At 36.5% G+C, this 20007-nt stretch carries 19 protein-coding genes; 15 read left to right on the forward strand and 4 right to left on the reverse strand.

Translation table 11 applies throughout. The features are described 5' to 3' along the window. Nucleotides 1–15 precede the first annotated feature (15 nt). Together H8S01_RS05720 and H8S01_RS05725 are read left to right on the forward strand one after the other, a co-directional pair. Nucleotides 16–1935: a hypothetical protein gene (locus H8S01_RS05720; RefSeq protein WP_186836498.1), complete on the forward strand. Its 1920-nt coding sequence runs from the start codon at nucleotides 16–18 to the stop codon at nucleotides 1933–1935. Between the two features lie 16 nt (nucleotides 1936–1951). Next, the gene (locus tag H8S01_RS05725; RefSeq protein WP_186836499.1) at nucleotides 1952–2617 is read left to right on the forward strand and encodes a hypothetical protein; all 666 of its coding nucleotides are present in this window, start codon (nucleotides 1952–1954) and stop codon (nucleotides 2615–2617) included. Between the two features lie 159 nt (nucleotides 2618–2776). Here the strand turns inward: H8S01_RS05725 and asnB are convergent, their stop codons facing one another. Beyond that, nucleotides 2777–4630: an asparagine synthase (glutamine-hydrolyzing) gene (gene asnB / locus H8S01_RS05730; protein WP_186836500.1), complete on the reverse strand. Its 1854-nt coding sequence runs from the start codon at nucleotides 4628–4630 to the stop codon at nucleotides 2777–2779. 205 nt (nucleotides 4631–4835) lie between these two features. Here asnB and H8S01_RS05735 point away from each other — a divergent pair, with 205 nt between their 5' ends. The 8 genes from H8S01_RS05735 to H8S01_RS05770 are packed head-to-tail and all read left to right on the forward strand — an operon-like array spanning nucleotide 4836 to nucleotide 13600. Next, nucleotides 4836–6047 (forward strand): NADP-dependent isocitrate dehydrogenase, encoded by a 1212-nt coding sequence (locus H8S01_RS05735; protein WP_021867222.1) that lies wholly within the window; start codon nucleotides 4836–4838, stop codon nucleotides 6045–6047. A gap of 28 nt (nucleotides 6048–6075) precedes the next feature. Beyond that, complete coding sequence (locus H8S01_RS05740; RefSeq protein ID WP_021867223.1) at nucleotides 6076–6672, forward strand: CDP-alcohol phosphatidyltransferase family protein; 597 nt, start codon at nucleotides 6076–6078, stop codon at nucleotides 6670–6672. A gap of 49 nt (nucleotides 6673–6721) precedes the next feature. Beyond that, entirely contained in the window at nucleotides 6722–7288 is a 567-nt protein-coding gene (locus tag H8S01_RS05745; protein ID WP_243204224.1) for a putative ABC transporter permease, read from the forward strand. Between the two features lie 55 nt (nucleotides 7289–7343). Next, nucleotides 7344–9149 carry a glycerophosphodiester phosphodiesterase family protein gene (locus H8S01_RS05750; RefSeq protein ID WP_186836501.1) on the forward strand — a complete coding sequence of 602 codons (1806 nt, stop codon included), beginning with the start codon at nucleotides 7344–7346 and terminating at the stop codon, nucleotides 9147–9149. Between the two features lie 27 nt (nucleotides 9150–9176). After that, a complete protein-coding gene (ptsP, locus tag H8S01_RS05755; RefSeq protein WP_186836502.1) occupies nucleotides 9177–10988 on the forward strand; it encodes a phosphoenolpyruvate--protein phosphotransferase in 1812 nt (603 codons plus the stop codon). Continuing rightward, nucleotides 10988–12232, forward strand: a complete 1245-nt coding sequence (gene hflX / locus H8S01_RS05760) for a GTPase HflX (RefSeq protein ID WP_186836503.1) — start codon at nucleotides 10988–10990, stop codon at nucleotides 12230–12232. The genes ptsP and hflX overlap by 1 nt, the downstream gene beginning before the upstream one ends. 26 nt (nucleotides 12233–12258) lie before the next feature. Continuing rightward, nucleotides 12259–12750, forward strand: coding sequence for a dihydrofolate reductase (locus H8S01_RS05765; RefSeq protein ID WP_021867228.1), 492 nt, complete (start codon nucleotides 12259–12261; stop codon nucleotides 12748–12750). Beyond that, complete coding sequence (locus H8S01_RS05770; RefSeq protein ID WP_186836504.1) at nucleotides 12734–13600, forward strand: hypothetical protein; 867 nt, start codon at nucleotides 12734–12736, stop codon at nucleotides 13598–13600. Before H8S01_RS05765 ends, H8S01_RS05770 begins: the two co-directional genes overlap by 17 nt. A 16-nt stretch (nucleotides 13601–13616) precedes the next feature. Here the strand turns inward: H8S01_RS05770 and H8S01_RS05775 are convergent, their stop codons facing one another. Continuing rightward, nucleotides 13617–14498, reverse strand: coding sequence for an N-acetylmuramoyl-L-alanine amidase (locus H8S01_RS05775; RefSeq protein WP_186836505.1), 882 nt, complete (start codon nucleotides 14496–14498; stop codon nucleotides 13617–13619). 115 nt (nucleotides 14499–14613) lie between these two features. Here H8S01_RS05775 and H8S01_RS05780 point away from each other — a divergent pair, with 115 nt between their 5' ends. Next, nucleotides 14614–15891: a peptidoglycan-binding domain-containing protein gene (locus tag H8S01_RS05780; RefSeq protein WP_186836506.1), complete on the forward strand. Its 1278-nt coding sequence runs from the start codon at nucleotides 14614–14616 to the stop codon at nucleotides 15889–15891. Here H8S01_RS05780 and H8S01_RS05785 read toward each other — a convergent pair. Beyond that, complete coding sequence (locus H8S01_RS05785) at nucleotides 15880–16749, reverse strand: DegV family protein (protein ID WP_021867232.1); 870 nt, start codon at nucleotides 16747–16749, stop codon at nucleotides 15880–15882. The two genes, H8S01_RS05780 and H8S01_RS05785, sit on opposite strands and share 12 nt — an antisense overlap. A gap of 313 nt (nucleotides 16750–17062) precedes the next feature. Between H8S01_RS05785 and infC the strand changes: the two genes are divergently transcribed. From infC to H8S01_RS05805, 4 genes are all read left to right on the forward strand, one after another. After that, nucleotides 17063–17557, forward strand: coding sequence for a translation initiation factor IF-3 (gene infC / locus H8S01_RS05790; protein WP_186836507.1), 495 nt, complete (start codon nucleotides 17063–17065; stop codon nucleotides 17555–17557). A gap of 39 nt (nucleotides 17558–17596) precedes the next feature. Further along, nucleotides 17597–17794 (forward strand): 50S ribosomal protein L35, encoded by a 198-nt coding sequence (gene rpmI / locus H8S01_RS05795; RefSeq protein ID WP_021867234.1) that lies wholly within the window; start codon nucleotides 17597–17599, stop codon nucleotides 17792–17794. Between the two features lie 32 nt (nucleotides 17795–17826). Continuing rightward, the gene (rplT, locus tag H8S01_RS05800; RefSeq protein ID WP_021867235.1) at nucleotides 17827–18183 is read left to right on the forward strand and encodes a 50S ribosomal protein L20; all 357 of its coding nucleotides are present in this window, start codon (nucleotides 17827–17829) and stop codon (nucleotides 18181–18183) included. A gap of 200 nt (nucleotides 18184–18383) precedes the next feature. After that, a complete protein-coding gene (locus H8S01_RS05805; RefSeq protein ID WP_186836508.1) occupies nucleotides 18384–19427 on the forward strand; it encodes a trigger factor in 1044 nt (347 codons plus the stop codon). Nucleotides 19428–19533: 106 nt separating this feature from the next. On the opposite strand, the gene dut is transcribed toward H8S01_RS05805, so the two are convergent. Continuing rightward, a complete protein-coding gene (gene dut, locus H8S01_RS05810; RefSeq protein WP_186836509.1) occupies nucleotides 19534–19977 on the reverse strand; it encodes a dUTP diphosphatase in 444 nt (147 codons plus the stop codon). Nucleotides 19978–20007 lie beyond the last annotated feature (30 nt).

The raw sequence follows: 20007 nt of genomic DNA on the forward strand, positions 1-20007 counted from the left end.
TTTGTGAGGTTGCCTATGGAATTAAAAAGATTACTTAATATTAAATATATAATTATTGTTTGTGCAGCATTAGTTCTTAATATTATTTTATTTATGTTTCAGGCAACGGCGGGCGGAAATAAAATAAATGAAGACAGCAAAAGAGATTTAAGAATCAGGACAGAGTATATAGAAAATTATAAATCAAATATACAGAATATCGTGGACCGTGCTGAAAAATTAAAAAAACAGAGATTGTTTTCCAATCCGGAATCTTTTTCTTATAAAAATATAATAAAAACAGGAAAAGATTATGAGAAGCTGATTAATATTAATTTGTCGGCAGATAACAGCAAAGCAGTCCGTGCTATATCAAAGTATTCGATGTTTATAGGAATATCGGCAATTTTGACGCTGCTTCTTATGAATAATCTTTTTAAAGAACGGGATAACAATATGTGGCAGCTTACATATATGTCAAAAAACGGACGTGCTTATCTTGGGCTTGTGAGAATTGCAGATATATTTATTGTTTCATTAATACAGCATTTTTTGCTTTATATTACTGTCGCTTTTACATCATTTATTTTATTTGGCGGGCTTGGTGACTTGTACAATCCGATACAGAATATATCAGAATTCGGACAGTGTACGCTTGTCATTAATAAAGCAGAGTATCTGATTGCTGATTTTTTATTGACTTATTTGTCTGTAGTTGTCGCAACATCAATTATATATATGTTGATGAATGTGTTTAGAAACAGAAAAAATGTATTTATCGGAACAGGTGTATTTGTAATAATTGAATATTTTATATATATAAATACGGAATCCCAGAGTATATATAGATTATTAAAATATATAAATATATGTAATTTATTCAGAATTAATACTATATACATGGAGTACATCAATGTCAATGTGTTTTCGCATGTTGTGTCATTAAGATACGTGCTGATTACAGCAGTAATTATACTGTCAGTTATGATGTTTATGATTTCGGTACTTGTTTATGTTAAAAGGTATCCAAACACAGAAAAAGGAATTATGGCAAAAATTTCTGATAAGATAAATGAGGAATATCAGAAAATTTTTAATAATTATAACAATTTATTTAAGGAAATTCATAAGACACTTCTTACGTCAAAGGGAATATGGCTTATTGCGGCTGCAATATTTGCCGCCGTTTATTTCAGTACGACAGGATATGTTACTTTCAATGATTTGCAGATTCAGAATGACAAATTATATAAAGAACACGGAGGAAAAGATTATACATATATAAAAAATTATGTTGATTCTGTGCTTGAAAAAACGGACAATGCCAATAAGGAACGAATTGAAGCACAGAAAAAATATGATAACGGTGAAATCGATTTTGAAGAATATTTTGCTGCGGTAAGCAATTATAACAGTGTATCAAATTCGTCTGTTGAAATAGCAGAACCGATGGAAAAATTATCATATCTTGCAAAGTTAAAAAAAGAAACGGGAATTGACGGATATATAATGTCTGACAGAGGATATGAGCAGATATTCGGTAAACAAAGTACAGTACGTGAAATTATTCTTTTAATGTCAACGCAGTTTGCAGTTATGCTTATAGCATTTGCAAGTGTTTATATTGAAAAAAAGTCATCAATGGATAAACTGATTAATTCAAGTTCAGGCGGGTTTAAGTATGTCAACAAAAAGAAGCTGATTTCCGGGGAATTGATAACTTTATTGCTGACTCTGGCGGTAAATATTATCGAATATACAAACCTGATAAGATATTACAAAGTTACATATTTTCAGGCACCCGTGCAGAGTCTTACATTTATGGGTGACGTAAAAATCAACGTGTCAGTTATAGGATGGCTTTTGCTGCTCATTGTTTTTAAGCTTATTATAAGTACAGTGACATTTTCGGTGACATTTATAATTACACGGATGGTGAGCAAATGGCAACATTAGAGAGGGTAAAGAGTTTATGAAAAAAACAATAGTATATTTTATGGCGGCATTTATTTTATTGGGACTTGCAGGTTGCGGTAATGCCAATAACGTCGGTGATAATATTCAAAATAATGAAACAGAAAGTTATGTCAGGGTATGGGATAAAAATCCCAATGTCCAAAGAGTTGATTATACATATGCAGGCGAAAGCTGCACAATAGACAATGCAAGGTTAAGTGTTGCCAAAGGAAGAGAAGCAGATGTCAGATTTGCGGAAGTTGATATTGATAATGACGGGATTAAAGAACTGGCAGTTGAATATATCGTAACGACGGGAACAGCGTCAACACAAAAAATGACAGATATATACAAAAAAGGTTCACAGGAAAAAATGACAACATTTGTTGTTGATAACCATAAAATCTCATTCACACATGAACAGGAAGCTGTAATAGTACAGACAATGAAGGAATGGGAAGCCCAAGGATTCATGAAGGAAAATAATATAACAGAATTTCCGTTTGCAGAATCTTCAATTTCGTTATTTGATTCTGCTGTGGTTGAATATGAAGGAGAATATTTTATAAAAGTAACATTTGCCACTAATGAGATGAGTAAAGAAAACATGAATCTTAAAACAATTAAAGTTTTGTTGAAATGTCAAAATAATCAATTCGATGTTGTGGATATGTGGTATTAAAGCGTAAAAAACAAGCGAAAATTCAACAAAAATCACACTAAACTACACGTATTTCTATTGATAAATTACATTAAACAACACGAATATTACAAAATACAGAAAAACAGAGCATATCATTGAACTTAATATATCAATGATATGCTCTGTGAATTTACTGTCTTATGCCGCCGGCAGTTCAGGGTTGTATCCGTCGCCGAAGTAATCGTTGTACCATACAAGGAACATGTATACTGTCCAGATTTTTCTTGAATTGTCTGCTTTGCCTTCTTTATGCTCATCAAGGTAATTGATAAGCGTGTCTGTGTTAAAGTATTTCTTTGCGGCATCGCTTGTAAATGCTTTCTTGATGATATTGTAATATTTTTCATCTTTAAGCCATATTCTGATAGGGACAGGGAAACCTAGTTTCTTTTTCTCTGCTACCATATCAGGAAGATAGCGGTGTGCTGCCATTCTCATGGCGTATTTCGTATTTTGTGCATTTACCTTATATTTTGTAGGAATGTGTCTTGCAACATCAAATACTTCTCTGTCAAGGAACGGAACACGCACTTCAAGTGAGTGAGCCATGCTCATCTTGTCGGCTTTCAGAAGAATATCGCCGATAAGCCAGAAGTTAATGTCAATATACTGCATTTTTGTGACGTCGTCTTTGTCTTTTACCTTATCGTAGAAAGGCTTTGTAAGCTCTGTGTGATTATATTTTCCTGTAGGATTCTTTAATACACGGCTTCTTTCTTCTTCGTTAAACATAAATGCGTTGCCTATAAATCTTTCTTCTACAGGCTTGCTTGCTCTTATTAAGAAGTTTTTGCCTTTGAATTTGAAAGGAATATGCTTTGCACATGCAGCAAGTCCTTTTCTCAGACCAAGAGGAAGCTTCTGGAATCCTGCAAGGTCGTGAGGTTCGCGGTAAATGTTATAGCCGCCGAAGAATTCATCGGCACCTTCACCGGAAAGAGCAACTTTTACATGCTTTGATGCTGTCTGACTTACAAAATACAAAGCAATTGCTGCAGGGTCTGCAAGCGGTTCGTCCATGTGGTATTGGATTTTTGGAATTGCGGCCCAATATTCTTCACTTGATACAAGCTTGCTGTAATTATCAATCTTAATCTTGTCTGATAAAGCTTTTGCATAGTTGATTTCGTTATATTTTTCATAATCGAATCCAACCGTAAATGTCTTGTCGCCATTAAATGTTGCGGCAACATAGCTTGAATCTACGCCGCTTGAAAGGAAAGAGCCGACTTCAACATCACTGATTTTGTGGTGTTCAACAGAATCGTGCATTGCATCGTCAATTTCATTAATCCAGTCGTCAAGAGTCTTTGATTCATCTGCATCAAATTCCGGCTCCCAGTATCTTTTGATATTGAGTTCTTTGTTGTGGAAAGTAAGGCAGTGTGAAGGCATGAGTTTGTATATGCCCTTGAAAAATGTTTCTTCAAGCACGGAATACTGGAATGTGAGGTAATTTTCGAGAGCGACTTCATTTACTTCCTTTTTATATCCCGGATATTCAAGAATACTTTTAATTTCTGATGCGTATACGAGATTGCCGTCAACAACGGCATAGTAAAATGGTTTGATTCCGAAATAATCCCTTGCAGCGAAAATAGTTTCTTTTGCACTGTCCCAGATTACAAAAGCAAACATGCCACGCAGCTTGTTTAACATGTCTTCACCGTATTCTTCGTAAGCGTGTATAAGCACTTCTGTGTCAGAATTATTTGCAAAAATATGTCCTTTTTCAATAAGCTCTTTTCTTAATTCCTGATGATTGTAAATCTCACCGTTGAATGTTATTACAATCTTTTTATCTTCATTAAACATAGGCTGGCTTCCGTTGTCCAGGTCAATAATGCTTAGACGGCGGAATCCCATATATGCTTTATCATCTATATATTGTCCGGCACTGTCCGGACCTCTGTGTACGATTCTGTTCATCATATTAGTAAGAACATCTTTACCGTTTTCAAGGTAACCAGTAAATCCAGCAAAACCACACATGTGTAATCCTCCTTGTTTTTCCGAAATATTTGCATTGAAGAGAATTATAGCAGACAAATGAAGTAAATACAAGCAATAGAGCACGCAGGGTTTACAAAAATTTTAAAATAAAGTATAATGTTCACAAAAAATGTAACAATTTAACTGTAAAAGCGATTTCACTTTATATGGTTATATGTTAATAGGGAAGAAAGGGAATTGTGGCATGGAAAAGATTAAGATGACAACACCGCTGGTTGAGATGGATGGAGACGAGATGACAAGAGTTCTCTGGCAGTTGATTAAGGATGAACTCCTCACTCCTTATATTGATTTGAATACAGAATATTATGATTTGGGTCTTGTACATAGAAATGAGACTAATGACCAGGTTACTATTGATTCGGCAGAGGCAACTAAGAAGTATGGTGTTGCTGTTAAGTGTGCTACAATTACACCTAATGCAGCAAGAGTAAAAGAATATAACTTAAAAGAGATGTATAAGAGTCCTAACGGTACAATACGTGCCATGCTTGACGGAACAGTATTTAGGGCACCAATTATTGTAAAAGGTATTGAGCCATATGTTAAGACATGGAAGAAGCCTATTACTATTGCAAGACATGCATATGGTGATGTATACAAGGCAACAGAGATGAAGGTGAAAGGACCTGGAAAGGCTGAACTTGTATATACAGATGCCAACGGTAACGAGACAAGAGAACTTATACATGACTTTAAGGGTGACGGTATCATTCAGGGTATGCACAACTTAAATGACAGTATTGAAAGTTTTGCAAGAAGCTGTTTTGAATTTGCTGTTGCCACAAAGCAGGATTTATGGTTTGCAAGCAAGGATACTATCTCTAAGAAATATGACCATACATTCAAGGATATATTTCAGGATATATATGATAAGGAATACGCTGATAAGTTCAAAGAACTTGGAATCGAGTATTTCTATACACTTATTGATGATGCGGTTGCAAGAGTTATCCGTTCTGAGGGCGGTTATATCTGGGCATGCAAGAATTATGACGGTGATGTTATGAGTGATCTTCTTGCTACGGCATTCGGTTCACTTTCAATGATGACTTCAGTGCTTGTATCACCTCACGGATATTTTGAATACGAGGCAGCACATGGTACTGTTCAGAGACATTACTACAAGCATCTCAAGGGTGAAGAGACATCTACAAACCCAATTGCAACTATCTATGCATGGACAGGTGCATTGAGAAAAAGAGGCGAACTTGATAATATTCCTGCACTCGGTGAATTTGCAGATAAGCTCGAAGAGGCTTGTATCAAGACAATTGAGAATGGTGAGATGACAAAGGATTTGGCACTTATTACAACACTTCCAAATCCAAAGACATTAAATACACAGGATTTCATAAAGGCAGTACGTGCTACACTTGACAGCCTTATGGCATAATCATGTGTCTGATTTATGAGGATGAGTTATGAAATTTAAATTTGAGCTTGGAGACTTAATTAAAATACCAAATATATTATGTTATTTGAGAATACTTATGGTTCCGCTCTTTCTTCATATTTATTTTACGGCAGAAAGACCACAGGATTTTTATCTTGCAACACTTGTAGTCATGCTGTCGGGGCTGACTGATTTTTTTGATGGACAGATTGCAAGAAGATGCAATATGATTACAGATTTGGGAAGAATAATAGACCCGCTTGCAGATAAGCTTATGCAGCTTGCAATGCTTGTTGCACTTACTGTAAGAGTAAAATATATGTACCTTTTGGTTATATTTCTTGTTTTGAAAGAGGTAATATCAGCAGTTACAGGTTTTTTTGTGATGAAATTTGCGAAAAAGAGACTTAATGGAGCAAAGTGGTACGGCAAAGTGTGTACTGCAATTTTATATGTTGTTATGCTTGCACTTGTCGCATTTCCTCAGATGGAGGTTCATGTTCAGGATATTCTTCTTCTTGTATGTGCCGGAGCACTTATGCTTGCATTTGTAATGTATGTAAGACTATACATTATAATGATTGTTGACGCCAGAAATGGCAGAAACGAAAAAATATTATATTAAAATATAAAGACCATATGCAGTTTATATGGATATTTGAATGAGGAAAATTATGGGTTATACTTTTCACGGAATGAATTTCGGACAATTTGCTTTATGGTTTTTTGCGTATAGTTTTTTTGGATGGGCAATGGAGTGCGTTGTTATACGCATCCAGCTCAAAAGATGGGAGAACAGAGGTTTTGCCAGGTTGCCTTTCTGTGTTATATATGGATTTGGCACATTTATTGCGTATAATATTTTTGCTCCGATTGAGCATAATTATGTGGCACTTTATTTTGCAGGATGCGTATGTGCAACGATTTTTGAGTATCTTACAGCCAGACTCATGTTAAAACTTTTTGGTTCGGTATGGTGGAATTATGAACATCTTCCTTTTAACTATAAAGGAATTTTGTGCCTCGAAAGCACATTGGCATGGGGCGTGCTTGCATTGTTTATATTTGGTGTTTTTAATCGTTATGTAGAAGGTGCGGTTAAGATGCTTGATGTAAGAGTTGCATATGCAGCGGGAACTATAATTGTTATAACTTATCTTATTGATTTCACATGGCAGTTTGCACATCAGATTGCAGGTGAAAATAATGATGGGGTTTTAAAAGGTTTTCTAAGAAGATAACCGGTGTCACACATAAAAATGTGCTGCCGTATTATTATGAATTTGGGAGCAGTTTATGTTTAGAAAAATTAAAGATGACTTCTGGATGTTAAGAAGAAGTGGAAGAAACATTTTAGTATTTGAACTTACATATAAACTTGCGGCAACGGCAGTATTTTATCCTATTGCAATTTTAATAATAAATCTTGTTATGAAAGCAGCCGGAGCAAAGTATCTTACGAATGAGTATATAATACGGATTTTCAAGAATCCTGTTTCGTGGATAGTTATGCTTGCGGCTGTTGTTATTTTTGTATTTTATTGTATATATGAGATGTCTTTTCTTGCAGCGTGCTTTGAATTGAAACGGCAGCAGTGTAAAGCATCTGTTCTTGAGATAGCATTTACATCTTTAAAAAGGATGAAAAGGCTTATTAATATCCGGAATCTACCGCTTATTTTCTTCTATTTTATTTCAATACTCGCAATTAATGTAACGATGCTTGGCAGCCTTGTATTGTCAGAAAAAACAATAACTGCTTTCAGAATATATGTGATTAATGGACCTGCAATTGTAAAGGCTGGGCTGGCTGTAGCTGTAATAGTGGTTTATACAATTGTAATAATGGGGGTTTACTCATTTAATATATGTGTGCTTGAGGGTGATAATTTCAGGACGTCATACAGGCAGAGTGCATCAACAGTAAGAAAACATTTCCTGCCTACATTAATGTCACTCATATTATATAATCTGGCAATACTTGCAGTTATAATATTGTTTTATGTAATAATTACGGCTGTTTTGTTTGCCGGAGTAAAAATTCTTAATATGGCTTATATGGGAAGTGCCATATATCTGTCAGTGTTAAAAAATATAAGAATTGGCATAAGAATACTGCTTTTATACCTTGCTGTACCAATATCATATACTATGATATCAAGAATGTATTATTATTATTCTGACCCTAAAGAAATTGATTATGTTGTTATAAGGATAAAATCAAAGTTTTTCAGGCTTCAAAGAATGATATATTTTCTGATACTTATAATGTCAATAGGTCTTAACAGTTTTTATGTTGTCAGGACGTTTAACAAAAATCCGTTTGAGAGTATTGCGATATTCCATGAAACAAAAATCACGGCACACAGGGGTTCATCAATAAAAGCACCGGAGAATACAATGGCTGCATTTGAACTTGCAGTTGAAAATATGACAGATTTTATTGAGCTGGATGTCCAGCTGACATCAGATAATGTGCCGGTTATTATGCATGACCGCAGCCTTTACAGAACAACCGGTGTTAATGCAAAGGTTTCAGAACTTACTTACAGCCAGATAAGGGAACTTGATGCAGGCTCATATTTTGGAAAAGAATTTGCAGGCGAAAAAGTGCCTTCGCTGGAAGAAGTATTAAGATTTGTAAAAGGAAAAGCACGGCTTAATATTGAATTAAAAAGCGGAGATACGGTATATACGGCTGATAAAGTGGCAGAACTTATACAAAAATATGATATGCAGAATGATTGCGTTATTACATCATTTGACTATAATATGTTAAAAAGAGTAAAAGAACTTACGGATGATATACAGGTGGGCTACATTTTATCTATAGCATATGGTGATTTTTACAGTATGGATGATGTGGATTTCTTCAGTATGAATGCGTCATTCCTTTCAAAACAGATAGTAGATGCAATTCATAATTCGGGAAAACAAGTATATGCATGGACTGTTAATAATGCAACATCGATAAAGAATCTTACGAATAAAGGCGTTGATAATATTATTACTGATGACCCGGTTCTTGCAAGGGAAACGATATATTCGAGAGATACGAGTGAGACACTTGTAAATATGGCAAAATATGTATTTAATCAGTGAGACATAATGTCCGGAATGGAGACGTGTATGATAAGGGGTATTGGAACTTCAAAAGGTATAGGAATAGGACATGCACTTATAATAGATGAACCTCAGATAGAGGCGAAGACTGAGATTGTGAGTGACACGGCGGCTGAATTAAGAAGATATGAAAATGTAAAAAAGAAGTTTATTGCAGATACACAAAATATAATAGAAGAATTAAAGAAAAAGTTAAAAAAAAATGATAAGACGTCTCTTGTTCTTCAGAATCAGATTTATCTTATAGAAGATATTGAGATGAACCAGCAGATAATCGGATTTATTGAAAATGAGCACCTTTGTGCAGATGCCGCAGTTGACAGAACATGTTCGCTTTATGCGGATATATTTGCCTCGCTCGACAGCGAAGTTATGAATCAGCGTGTGGCAGATATAGAAGATCTGAAGCACAGGATATTATCGATGTTGTCAGGCAATGTCACAGTAGATTTATCAAATCTTGAACCTGATACAATAATAGTTGCAAAGCAGCTTCATCCTTCTGTCACTGCAGCGATGGATACGAAACATGTTGTGGGTATAATTGCGGAAAAAGGCGGTGAGACATCACATGCGGCTATCCTTGCAAGAGCACTGGAAATTCCGGCAGTTTTAAGTGTGAAGGATGCATGTTCAAAGATTGCCGATAATGAAAGCGTTATTGTAGATGGCGAATATGGGGAAGTTTTCTTAAAACCTATTGAGAAGACGGTTCAGATATATACTAAAAAGAAAAAAGAATATCAGAAAAAAGTAAAAGAATTAAAAAAATATATTGATAGGGAAACTGTTACATCTGATGGATATAAGGTGTGCCTTGCGGCCAATATAGGAAATGAAGATGATGCCGTAAAAGGTATGAAAAGCGGTGCTGAGGGTGTTGGACTATTCAGGACAGAATTCCTGTTTATGAATGGTGTTTCAATGCCGGATGAGGAAAAACAGTTTGAGGCATATAAAAAGGCGGCAATAGTTTTAAAAGGAAAAACACTTACGATAAGAACGCTTGATGTAGGCGGCGATAAAAATATTCCGTATATGGGACTTGCAAAAGAAACTAATCCGTTTCTCGGGTATCGTGCAATAAGATTCTGTCTTGGAAGAGTTGATGTCTTTACAACGCAGCTAAGAGCAATATTAAGAGCAAGTGCATTTGGCAAAGTAAGGATAATGATACCGCTTGTAACATCGCTTGAAGAAGTCCTGAGAGTAAAGACACTTCTGAAAAAAGTAAAAGAAAGTCTTGACAAGCAAAAGATACCATATGATAAAGATATTAAACTTGGCATTATGATTGAGACACCGGCCGCAGCACTTATATCAGATTTGCTTGCAAAGGAAGTGGATTTCTTTTCGATAGGAACGAATGATCTGACACAGTATACGATGGCAGTTGACAGAGGAAATGAAAATGTTGCATATCTTTACTCTGTGTTTCATCCGTCGGTATTAAGAATAATTAAATATATTATTGAAAATGCAAAAAAAGTGGGGATAGAAGCCGGAATGTGTGGAGAGGCGGCAGGAAATCCATGTATGATACCACTGCTCTTAAGTTTTGGGCTTGATGAATTTTCGGTTTCTCCATCCAATGTGCTTGAGACAAGAAAAAACATTGCATCATGGAGCATAAGGGAAGCCGATGAGGTTACGACAAGTGTAATGGCAATGTGTACTGAAAAAGAAGTGGCAAATTACCTTAGTGACTATATTGCAGCAAAAGAACAACGCAGTGGATGTGCTTTGCAAAACAAGGAGGACAAATCCTCTGCTCCTGCAAGGGCAGTCGCATTTGCTTCGCAAACAAGGAGGATATGATGGCTCAGATTTATGAGACTGATGAAGAGATAGAAAGAGTGCTTCTTATAGGAGTTGCACTTGATGATAATGATGAAGCAGAAAGCTCACTTGATGAGCTTGCAGAGCTTGCAAAGACAGCAGGAGCCGTAACTGTGGGCAGGCTGATACAGCCGAGAGAATACTTTCACCCGGCAACTTATATAGGTAAAGGAAAACTTGAGGAAGTACGCCTGATGGCTGATGAGCTTGATGCTACAGGCATTATATGTGATGATGAACTTACACCGGCTCAGCTTAGGAATCTTGAAGATGTTCTTAATCTTAAAATAATGGACAGGACAATGGTTATTCTTGATATATTTGCATCAAGAGCGAACACCAGCGAGGGTAAGATTCAGGTTGAGATGGCACAGCTCAAGTACAGGATGACAAGACTTTCAGGTCTTGGAACAACACTTTCAAGGCTTGGCGGCGGAATAGGAACAAGAGGTCCCGGAGAGAAGAAGATAGAGACTGACAGACGACTCATAAGGGACAGGATATCAAGACTTAACGCCCAGCTCAAAGAAATTGAGAATCACAGGGAAATCCAGAGACAAAAAAGGAGTGATTCAACAATTCCTGTTGCAGCGATTGTGGGATATACAAATGCAGGCAAGTCAACACTTTTAAATAAACTTACCAATGCAGGGGTTTTATCTGAAGATAAACTTTTTGCGACACTTGACCCTACAACAAGAGTGTTAAAGCTTCCTAACACGGATAAGGTTCTTCTTACTGATACAGTAGGATTTATAAGAAAACTTCCGCATAATCTTATTGAGGCGTTTAAAAGCACGCTTGAAGAGGCGAAATATGCAGATATAATAATACATGTTGTTGACAGTGTTCATCCTGATATGGACAGGCAGATTGCGGCGGTTTATGAGACACTTGATGAGCTTCAGGTTGGAGATAAGCCGGTTATAACTCTTTTTAATAAAACAGATCTTGCCGGAAATGCTGAGACAATAAAGGATATGCGTGCAAAATGCAGCATGAGGGTTTCAGCAAAAACAGGTGAAGGAATAGATGAATTTCTTGATGAACTTGGAAAAATTCTTCGTGAAAACAGAATTCACATTAACAGATGCTTCAAATATCAGGATGCTGGAAGAATACAGCTTATACGTGAATTTGGTACACTTATTTCAGAAGAGTATACGCAGGACGGAATAGAAGTTGAAGCATATGTTCCTAAAGAAATATATGACAAATTATAATATTTTTTAGTGAAAGGGGCAGAAAAATGAAACTTATAGCAGCAGTAGATAAAAACTGGGGAATAGGAAGAAATAACAGGCTTCTTGTAAATATTCCGGAGGATATGCAGCTTTTCAGACAGGAGACAAACGGAAAAGTTGTCATTATGGGAAGAAAAACATTTGAAAGCCTTAAAGAAAAATCCCCTTTATATGGCAGAAAAAATATTGTGCTTACGACAAATAAGTCGTATGATGCAAAAGGAGCAGTTGTTTGTGCAAGTGTTGAAGAGGTGCTTGATGCAGTAAAAGATTATGATGATAATGATATATATGTAATAGGCGGTGGTGAAATCTATAAAGAATTTCTCCCATACTGCGATGTGGCACATATAACAAAGATTGATTATAAGTATGATGCCGACACATATCTTGAAAATCTTGATAAAAACAGTGAGTGGCACATAACGGCAAACAGTGAAGAAAAAACGTATTTTGATATTGTATATGAGTTTGTGAAGTATGAAAAGAAAAAGTAATAAAAACAGAAAAATAATATTTATATTGGCAGCACTTTCACTGCTTATTTCGGCAGTTTATGCCGGAACTTATTTTGCAACACCTTTTTTAAAAGAAAAACAAAACAATCCAGATGCGGCGGCTGCATTGAAAAATGAGGGAAAAGAGGCTGCGGATATTATAAGGGATTATATAGATAAGCAGTCTGTTGAAAGCCTTATAAGAAAAAAGATAAGTGGAACAGTATATGTTTCAGACAATAAAGGTGTGTATGAAAATACAGGAATAGATTTTTATTTTTATAATGGAATTCTGTATTATGAGACAACGCAGGAAAAAGGAAAGATTTACAAGGTTGAAAGTTCAGAGTTATTAAAGCCGGAATTTATTAAAAAATATGATTTTGAAAAGTATTCAAAGTCTATAAATACCGCATTGGACAGCATTTATGAGAATTATGCATCACTTGCGGACAGTATGAAGTATGAAAATAAGCCTGGTGAAGGTTATGAGCTGAATGGCTCGCATGTATCTGTATACAGTGTTTTACTTGAAAAGGCAAATCTTAAAAAGGCGGCATCCGGCACGATAGATGCGTTGTATGACAACAGTGATACGTCAGTTTATATGGGAATGTTTTCGGCATACGGAGTTGTTAGCCGTGAAAAATTAAAAAGATATACGGACAGACAGCTTGCACGGTTTACATATGCACAGGCCGATATCCATATTGGTGAAAAAGATAATCTCAAAAGAATAAAAATTGATAATTACCAGCTTGATTTTGATTATGACGGAACAGAGTATGATTTTACCGTATCGGCTGATATAAAATTTGATGATGCAGCAGACACGCCACCGGGAAATTAACCCGATGGCGTGTTTTTCAGTCATATACGATATAGGTATTATATCGGAAACGCCGTAAACGCTGTTCCATTTTTATTGCATTTGTAAGGTAAAGAAAAGCACCGACCTGTACTTTATAATAACCGTCATCGGATATAATGAATGCAGGGAAACCTTCTATTAAAAGAGAATCAAGCATTCTGTCGGCATTTTCTTTGTTGCGGTAAGCACCTGTCTGGATTCTGTAAAGTTTTGTTCCCTCTTCGTCACAACGGCATGCGGGCATGCCGGGATTCTCAGAAATACCGGGACTTGCAGGCATACTGTAATTTGCCGGAATGTCAGGAGAAGAGCCGGTGCCGGGGGCATCCGTTTTTGTAGTTTGTGAATAGACTGTTTCAAGAATGCCGTCGGCAATTGCCCTTGCAATTTCATTGAAATTTTCATCAAAAATCTTATTGTCTGTATCGCTATTGATAAATCCAACCTCTACAAGAACGGCAGGCATCTGGGTCCTTTTTAAGACAACGAGATTAGGACGTTCTGTTATTCCGAGGTCTTCAAAACCGGCATCGGCAAGTTCTTTGTTGATATTTTTTGCAAGAGTGTGGCGTATTCCGGAATCTTTGTATACAAGAGATTCAATGCCGCTATACTGGTTGTTTTTTTCGGATGAATTGCGGTGTATTGAAATAAAATAGTCGGCACCTGAATTATTGGCATCGGTTGCTTTTTTAAATGGAGTTTCATATTCATCATTGTCCCGCACATAATATACATTAATGCCATTCATTTCAAGTATCTTTCCGACAGCCCGGGTAAGGCGGAGTGTATCATCTTTTTCAGCACGTCCGTTATAGGTGGCACCGGGATCACTTCCACCGTGGCCTGCATCAAGTGCAATAGTTATATCAGACATGGTTTCCCCTTTTATTACAAAACAATATTCACATTATTATATTCAAATCGGATTAAATGATTCATTGTAGGACAAAAATAAGCATAGAATGATAAAAAATAAATGGGAAAATATTATGAATATTAATTATGTGCATACATTTGAAAGACCGGAAAATGCGGTTGACAGAGGTAATCTCAAAGTAAATGTAATTGATAGACGGACAAAAAGACCTGTTATGAATGCGAGAGTGGAAATTTCATATACAGGCCGGCCGGACAGTATTATTGAGGAACTGGTTACTGATGACAGTGGACTTACACCGACAATAGCACTTCCTGCACCTCCGGTTGAATATAGCATGGAGCCACAGGATTCACAGCCATATTCAGAGTATAATGTAAAAATTACCGCATCAGGATATGTTGATATGCTTATATCGGGTTCTGAAATTTTTTCGGGAGAAAGCAGTACACAGCAGGCATCACTCGGAGGACAGACGGAAAGCGATGCCGCGTCAGATGTAGTTGTGATTCCGGCAAATACTCTTTTTGGAACGTATCCTCCAAAGATACCTGAAAATGAGATACAGCCTGTAAATACGAGCGGTGAGATTGTGCTTAGTAAAGTTGTTGTTCCTGAAACAGTTGTTGTCCACGATGGTGTGCCAGCTGACCCGACAGCTTCAGATTATTATGTGAGATACTCTGATTATATTAAGAATGTGGCAAGCAGTGAGATATATTCAACGTGGCCGGTTGAAACGATAAAAGCTAACGTGCTTGCAATTATGTCGTTTACATTAAACAGGGTGTATACAGAGTTTTACAGAAATAAAGGATATGAATTTACAATCACTTCATCTACGGCATTTGACCATAAATGGATTTACGGAAGAAATATATTTACAAGCATATCGGATATTGTTGATGACATATTTAACCAGTATCTTTCAAGACCAAATGTAAAACAGCCGATTCTTACTCAGTATTGTGATGGGAAGAGAGTGAGCTGTCCGGACTGGATGAGCCAGTGGGGAAGCAAATATCTTGGAGACCAGAATTATAGTGCTATAGATATATTAAAATATTATTATGGTGATTCAATGTATATTAACACGGCTGAGGAGATAAGCGGGATTCCTGCATCATGGCCGGGATACAATCTTGACATTGGTTCTTCAGGACAAAAAGTCCGCCAGCTTCAGGAGCAGCTTAATCTTATTGGTGAATTTTATAATGCAATTCCGCCGGTTGAGCCGGATGGAATATACGGCGAGCAAACGGCGGAAGCAGTAAGAAAATTCCAGAAAATATTTGATATGCCTCAGACTGGTGTTGTTGATTTTGCAACATGGTACCAGATTTCCGGAAAATATGTTGCACTTTCAGGTATTGCGGAATTAAATCCTTGATTCACCCATGAAGAACAAGGCAAGTGTTCCCGGACCTGAGTGTGCTCCGATAGTCGGGCAGATTGTGTTTATTACAATTTTGTGATTGTATTTTTCCCTTATTTTAGATGCTACAAATTCTGCATCCTCAAGGCAGTCGCCATGACCGATAAAAATTGCATCTGTCTCGTCTTTATATGAACCCATGAGTTCATCGATTTTTGATACAAGTGTGAGAAGAGATTTTTTTCTTCCTCTGACCTTGCCTACAGGTATAAGCTGACCTGCATCATTTACATGAAGAATAGGTTTGATACCGGCAAGACTGCCTACAATAGCTGTTGTCTTTGAAACACGTCCTCCACGGTAGAGGTGATGAAGGTCATCAACTGTGAAGAAATGAACAAAATTGCGGCGGTGTGCATTAATGTAATCCGCTGTTTCGTCAATGGATTTTCCTTCGTTTTTTAACTGGATAGCACGATATACAGTAAGCCCTTCTCCCATTGAAGCAGCAAGAGAATCAATTACAATAATTTTTGATTCGGGATATTCTTCCATTACTTCTCTGGCAGCTATGCAGCAGTTGTTGTAGCTGCTGGAGAGTGCTGAAGAAAAAGCAATATGAAGGATGTCATAGCCTTCCGCAACTCTTTTTTTGAAAATTTTTGCAACGTCTTCGGGATTACATGCCATTGTAGTAGGCATTTCTCCGTTACGCATGCGTGTATAGAATTCTTTTACTGGCATTTCGTTTCCGGGTCCGTAGAGCTGCTCACCGAAAGCATAAAAAAGAGTATGTATGTCGATAGAATTTTCGCGGACGAAATCATCAGTAAGATCCGCTGTTGTGTCGGTTGAAATTAGATATTGACGCATAAAATCCTCCTTGTTTTATAACATAAAAATGCTTGCAATATTTTATATTCATATATATAATATCACTATATAGGCGAATGTGTAAATTAAAAATATTTTCATTTATCCTATTGACACATCTGTCAAATGGTGATAAGATACAAAAGATGTGAATTTTAATGAAGCAGAGTGTCCACTCTCACCTTAGCGCAAGGGCGACTCGGGTTTATACTTTATGAATATATGACTTATAACAGGTCTTTATTTTGTGATGTATGTGGATGGCTGCTGCTATCCACTTTTTTTATGGAGGTGCACTGTTATTAGCGATTTAATGATTAACGAACAAATCAGGGACAAAGAAATCCGATTAATCGGAGCTGACGGAGAACAGCTTGGAATTATGTCAGCAAAGGATGCCATGAAACTTGCAAGAGAGGCTGATGTTGATCTTGTTAAGATTGCACCATCTGCAACGCCACCTGTATGTAAGCTGATTGATTATGGCAAATATAAGTACGAATTAATCAGAAAAGAGAAAGAAGCTAAGAAGAAACAGAAGACAATAGAGACGAAGGAAGTAAGACTTTCTCCAAATATTGATGTCAATGATCTTAATACAAAGAGCAACGCTGCAAGAAAGTTCCTTGAGAAGGGTAACAAAGTAAAAGTTACATTGAGATTCAGAGGACGTGAGATGGCTCATGTAGAGAGCAGCAAACACATTCTTACAGATTTCGCTGAGAAGCTGAGTGATATAGCCGTTGTTGAAAAGGCTCCTAAGATGGAAGGCAGGAGCATGATGATGTTTTTAACTGAAAAACGTTAAAATATAAATACTACATGTTAAAAATTCAGGAGGTTTATTATGCCAAAGGTAAAAACAAAAAGAGCCGCTGCAAAGCGTTTTAAAGTAACTGGTACAGGTAAGTTAAAGAGAATGAAAGCTTATAAGAGCCACATTCTTACAAAGAAGACAACAAAGAGAAAGAGAAATTTAAGACACGCAGCAATGACTGATGCAACTAATGTTAAGACAATGAAGAAGATTATGCCTTATCTCTAATCAGATAAACGGTATAGAAGGAGGAATATAAAATGGCAAGAATTAAAGGCGGAATGAACGCAAAGAAAAAGCACAACAGAGTTTTAAAGCTCGCTAAAGGTTATAGAGGTGCAAGATCAAAGCAGTATAGAGTAGCTAAGCAGTCTGTTATGAGAGCTCTCACAGAGTCTTATAAGGGCAGAAAGCAGAAGAAGAGACAGTTCAGACAGTTATGGATTGCAAGAATCAATGCTGCTGCAAGAATCAATGGTTTATCATACAGCAAATTTATGTATGGTTTAAAGCTTGCTAATGTTGACCTTAACAGAAAAGTATTGTCAGAGATGGCTGTAAATGATGCAGAAGGATTTGCAAAGCTTGCTGAGTTAGCAAAGTCTAAGGTTGCTTAATTATATATTAAGTTATAAGTTGAAGGGGCTGTCGCTTTAACGGTTATATATCGTTGAAGCGGGCCTCTTTTAAGTTTGTGAAATAAATGTGAAAAATGATATATACACTGTTCATATGTTGAAAGATATGTTATTATCTACTAGATTGGTTTCTGATTGAAGAGACCTTTCACGATTATGAAAGTGTGGGATGAGTGAATATGAAAAAGAATATTTTAAAGAAGATAAGTATTGGTTTGCTGTCAGCAGCTATGATGGTTTCCATGACAGCATGTAATACAAAGATTAAAGTTAATTATGATTATAATGCGGAAGATTATGTTACGCTTGGAGAATATAAGGGCATAGAGGTAAGCGTTGATACTGATGCAATAGAGAACAATCTTATTAATACAAGAATACAGAATGATCTTGAGAGTAATACAACATATGTTGAAACAACAAGAGCTGCCCAGGCTGATGATAAAGTTACAATTGATTTTAAGGGCTCAATCGGTGGTGAGCAGGTATCCGGCTTCAGTGATAATGATTACTCTATTGTACTTGGAAAAGATACATTCACGGTTGAAGGGTTTGTTGATGAACTTTACGGAGTAAAGAGCGGTGATGTCAAGGTTGTTACACTTACAGTTCCAGAAGATTTCAGCGATGCACCTGAGTATGCAGGACGTAAGATTGTATTTGAGATTACAGTAAAAACAGTTGCACAGCCTAATGTGCCTATGATTACAGATACTTATGCAAAAGAATATTACAATTATGATACAGTTGCTGAATACAGAGAGAGTATCAAGAATGAGATTCAGGATACTATTGATGAAAAGGTAACTGAAGCAAAGAAACAAGCTGTTCTTACAAAGCTTCAGGAAAGATGTACAATCAAAGGTTATCCGGAGGATTATCTTGCAACAAAGACAAGTGATTATGAACAGTCAATTAAGTTTTATTCAATGATGCAGGGAATAACAGTTGATGAGTACTGCCAGAAGACATTTAATATGAGCTTTGATGATTATGTTAAAAAGGCTGTTGCCCAGGAGATGATTTTACAGGCGATTGCCGATAAGGAAAATATATCAATTAAAGATTATGATTACAAAGGGGAGCTTCCTCAGTTTGCAAAAGACAGAGGATATTCTGATAAAGATTCATTTGTTGAGAAGTATGGTAAAGACAAGATTGTTAAGAATATGATTATTCAGAAAGCACAGGATATCGTAATGGATAATGCTGTATATAAGTAGGCATCTGCCAGCAAGGCATTGGCTGTCTGCATAAAATAATCCACAGACATAAACGAAGATGTTTATGGTCTGTGGATTTTTGTATGTTTTTTATTTGTTTTGTGGATTAGTGTGTTCCTGTAGAACCAAAACCGCCTTCGCCGCGGACAGAATCTTCTAATGAATCAGCTTCTGTAAAATCGGCAGTTATAAAAGGTGCAAGTACAAGCTGTGCGATACGTTCACCTTTTGATACAGTAACGGCTTCGCTAGAGTGATTATATAAAGCAACCATGATTTCACCACGGTAATCGGAATCAATTACCCCTACTTTATTTGCCGGAGCAAGTCCACGTTTACAAGCCATTCCACTTCTTGCATAAATAAGACCGACAAGGCCTGTTGGAATCTCAAGTGCAATTCCTGTGTGTATAAATTCGGTGCAGCCGGGATTTATAGTTATATCTTTATCCATGCATGCATAAAGGTCGGCACCAGCGGCAAACTCAGTTCCATAAGCTGGAATAATGGCATTTTCTCTTAACTTTTTTAATCTTACAGTCTGTTTCATTTTAATAGTCTCCATTCTTAAAAATAATAA

This window comes from Lachnospira hominis (ex Liu et al. 2021) (assembly GCF_014287955.1).
GTDB lineage: Bacteria > Bacillota > Clostridia > Lachnospirales > Lachnospiraceae > Lachnospira > Lachnospira hominis.

Excerpts from the sequence above, each read along its gene's own strand:
- H8S01_RS05720 (WP_186836498.1), top strand. The coding sequence starts at position 16 with ATGGAATTAAAAAGATTACTTAATATTAAATATATAATTATTGTTTGT.
- H8S01_RS05725 (WP_186836499.1), top strand. The coding sequence starts at position 1,952 with ATGAAAAAAACAATAGTATATTTTATGGCGGCATTTATTTTATTGGGA.
- asnB (WP_186836500.1), bottom strand. The coding sequence starts at position 4,630 with ATGTGTGGTTTTGCTGGATTTACTGGTTACCTTGAAAACGGTAAAGAT.
- H8S01_RS05735 (WP_021867222.1), top strand. The coding sequence starts at position 4,836 with ATGGAAAAGATTAAGATGACAACACCGCTGGTTGAGATGGATGGAGAC.
- H8S01_RS05740 (WP_021867223.1), top strand. The coding sequence starts at position 6,076 with ATGAAATTTAAATTTGAGCTTGGAGACTTAATTAAAATACCAAATATA.
- H8S01_RS05745 (WP_243204224.1), top strand. The coding sequence starts at position 6,722 with ATGGGTTATACTTTTCACGGAATGAATTTCGGACAATTTGCTTTATGG.
- H8S01_RS05750 (WP_186836501.1), top strand. The coding sequence starts at position 7,344 with ATGTTTAGAAAAATTAAAGATGACTTCTGGATGTTAAGAAGAAGTGGA.
- ptsP (WP_186836502.1), top strand. The coding sequence starts at position 9,177 with ATGATAAGGGGTATTGGAACTTCAAAAGGTATAGGAATAGGACATGCA.
- hflX (WP_186836503.1), top strand. The coding sequence starts at position 10,988 with ATGGCTCAGATTTATGAGACTGATGAAGAGATAGAAAGAGTGCTTCTT.
- H8S01_RS05765 (WP_021867228.1), top strand. The coding sequence starts at position 12,259 with ATGAAACTTATAGCAGCAGTAGATAAAAACTGGGGAATAGGAAGAAAT.
- H8S01_RS05770 (WP_186836504.1), top strand. The coding sequence starts at position 12,734 with ATGAAAAGAAAAAGTAATAAAAACAGAAAAATAATATTTATATTGGCA.
- H8S01_RS05775 (WP_186836505.1), bottom strand. The coding sequence starts at position 14,498 with ATGTCTGATATAACTATTGCACTTGATGCAGGCCACGGTGGAAGTGAT.
- H8S01_RS05780 (WP_186836506.1), top strand. The coding sequence starts at position 14,614 with ATGAATATTAATTATGTGCATACATTTGAAAGACCGGAAAATGCGGTT.
- H8S01_RS05785 (WP_021867232.1), bottom strand. The coding sequence starts at position 16,749 with ATGCGTCAATATCTAATTTCAACCGACACAACAGCGGATCTTACTGAT.
- infC (WP_186836507.1), top strand. The coding sequence starts at position 17,063 with ATGATTAACGAACAAATCAGGGACAAAGAAATCCGATTAATCGGAGCT.
- rpmI (WP_021867234.1), top strand. The coding sequence starts at position 17,597 with ATGCCAAAGGTAAAAACAAAAAGAGCCGCTGCAAAGCGTTTTAAAGTA.
- rplT (WP_021867235.1), top strand. The coding sequence starts at position 17,827 with ATGGCAAGAATTAAAGGCGGAATGAACGCAAAGAAAAAGCACAACAGA.
- H8S01_RS05805 (WP_186836508.1), top strand. The coding sequence starts at position 18,384 with ATGAAAAAGAATATTTTAAAGAAGATAAGTATTGGTTTGCTGTCAGCA.
- dut (WP_186836509.1), bottom strand. The coding sequence starts at position 19,977 with ATGAAACAGACTGTAAGATTAAAAAAGTTAAGAGAAAATGCCATTATT.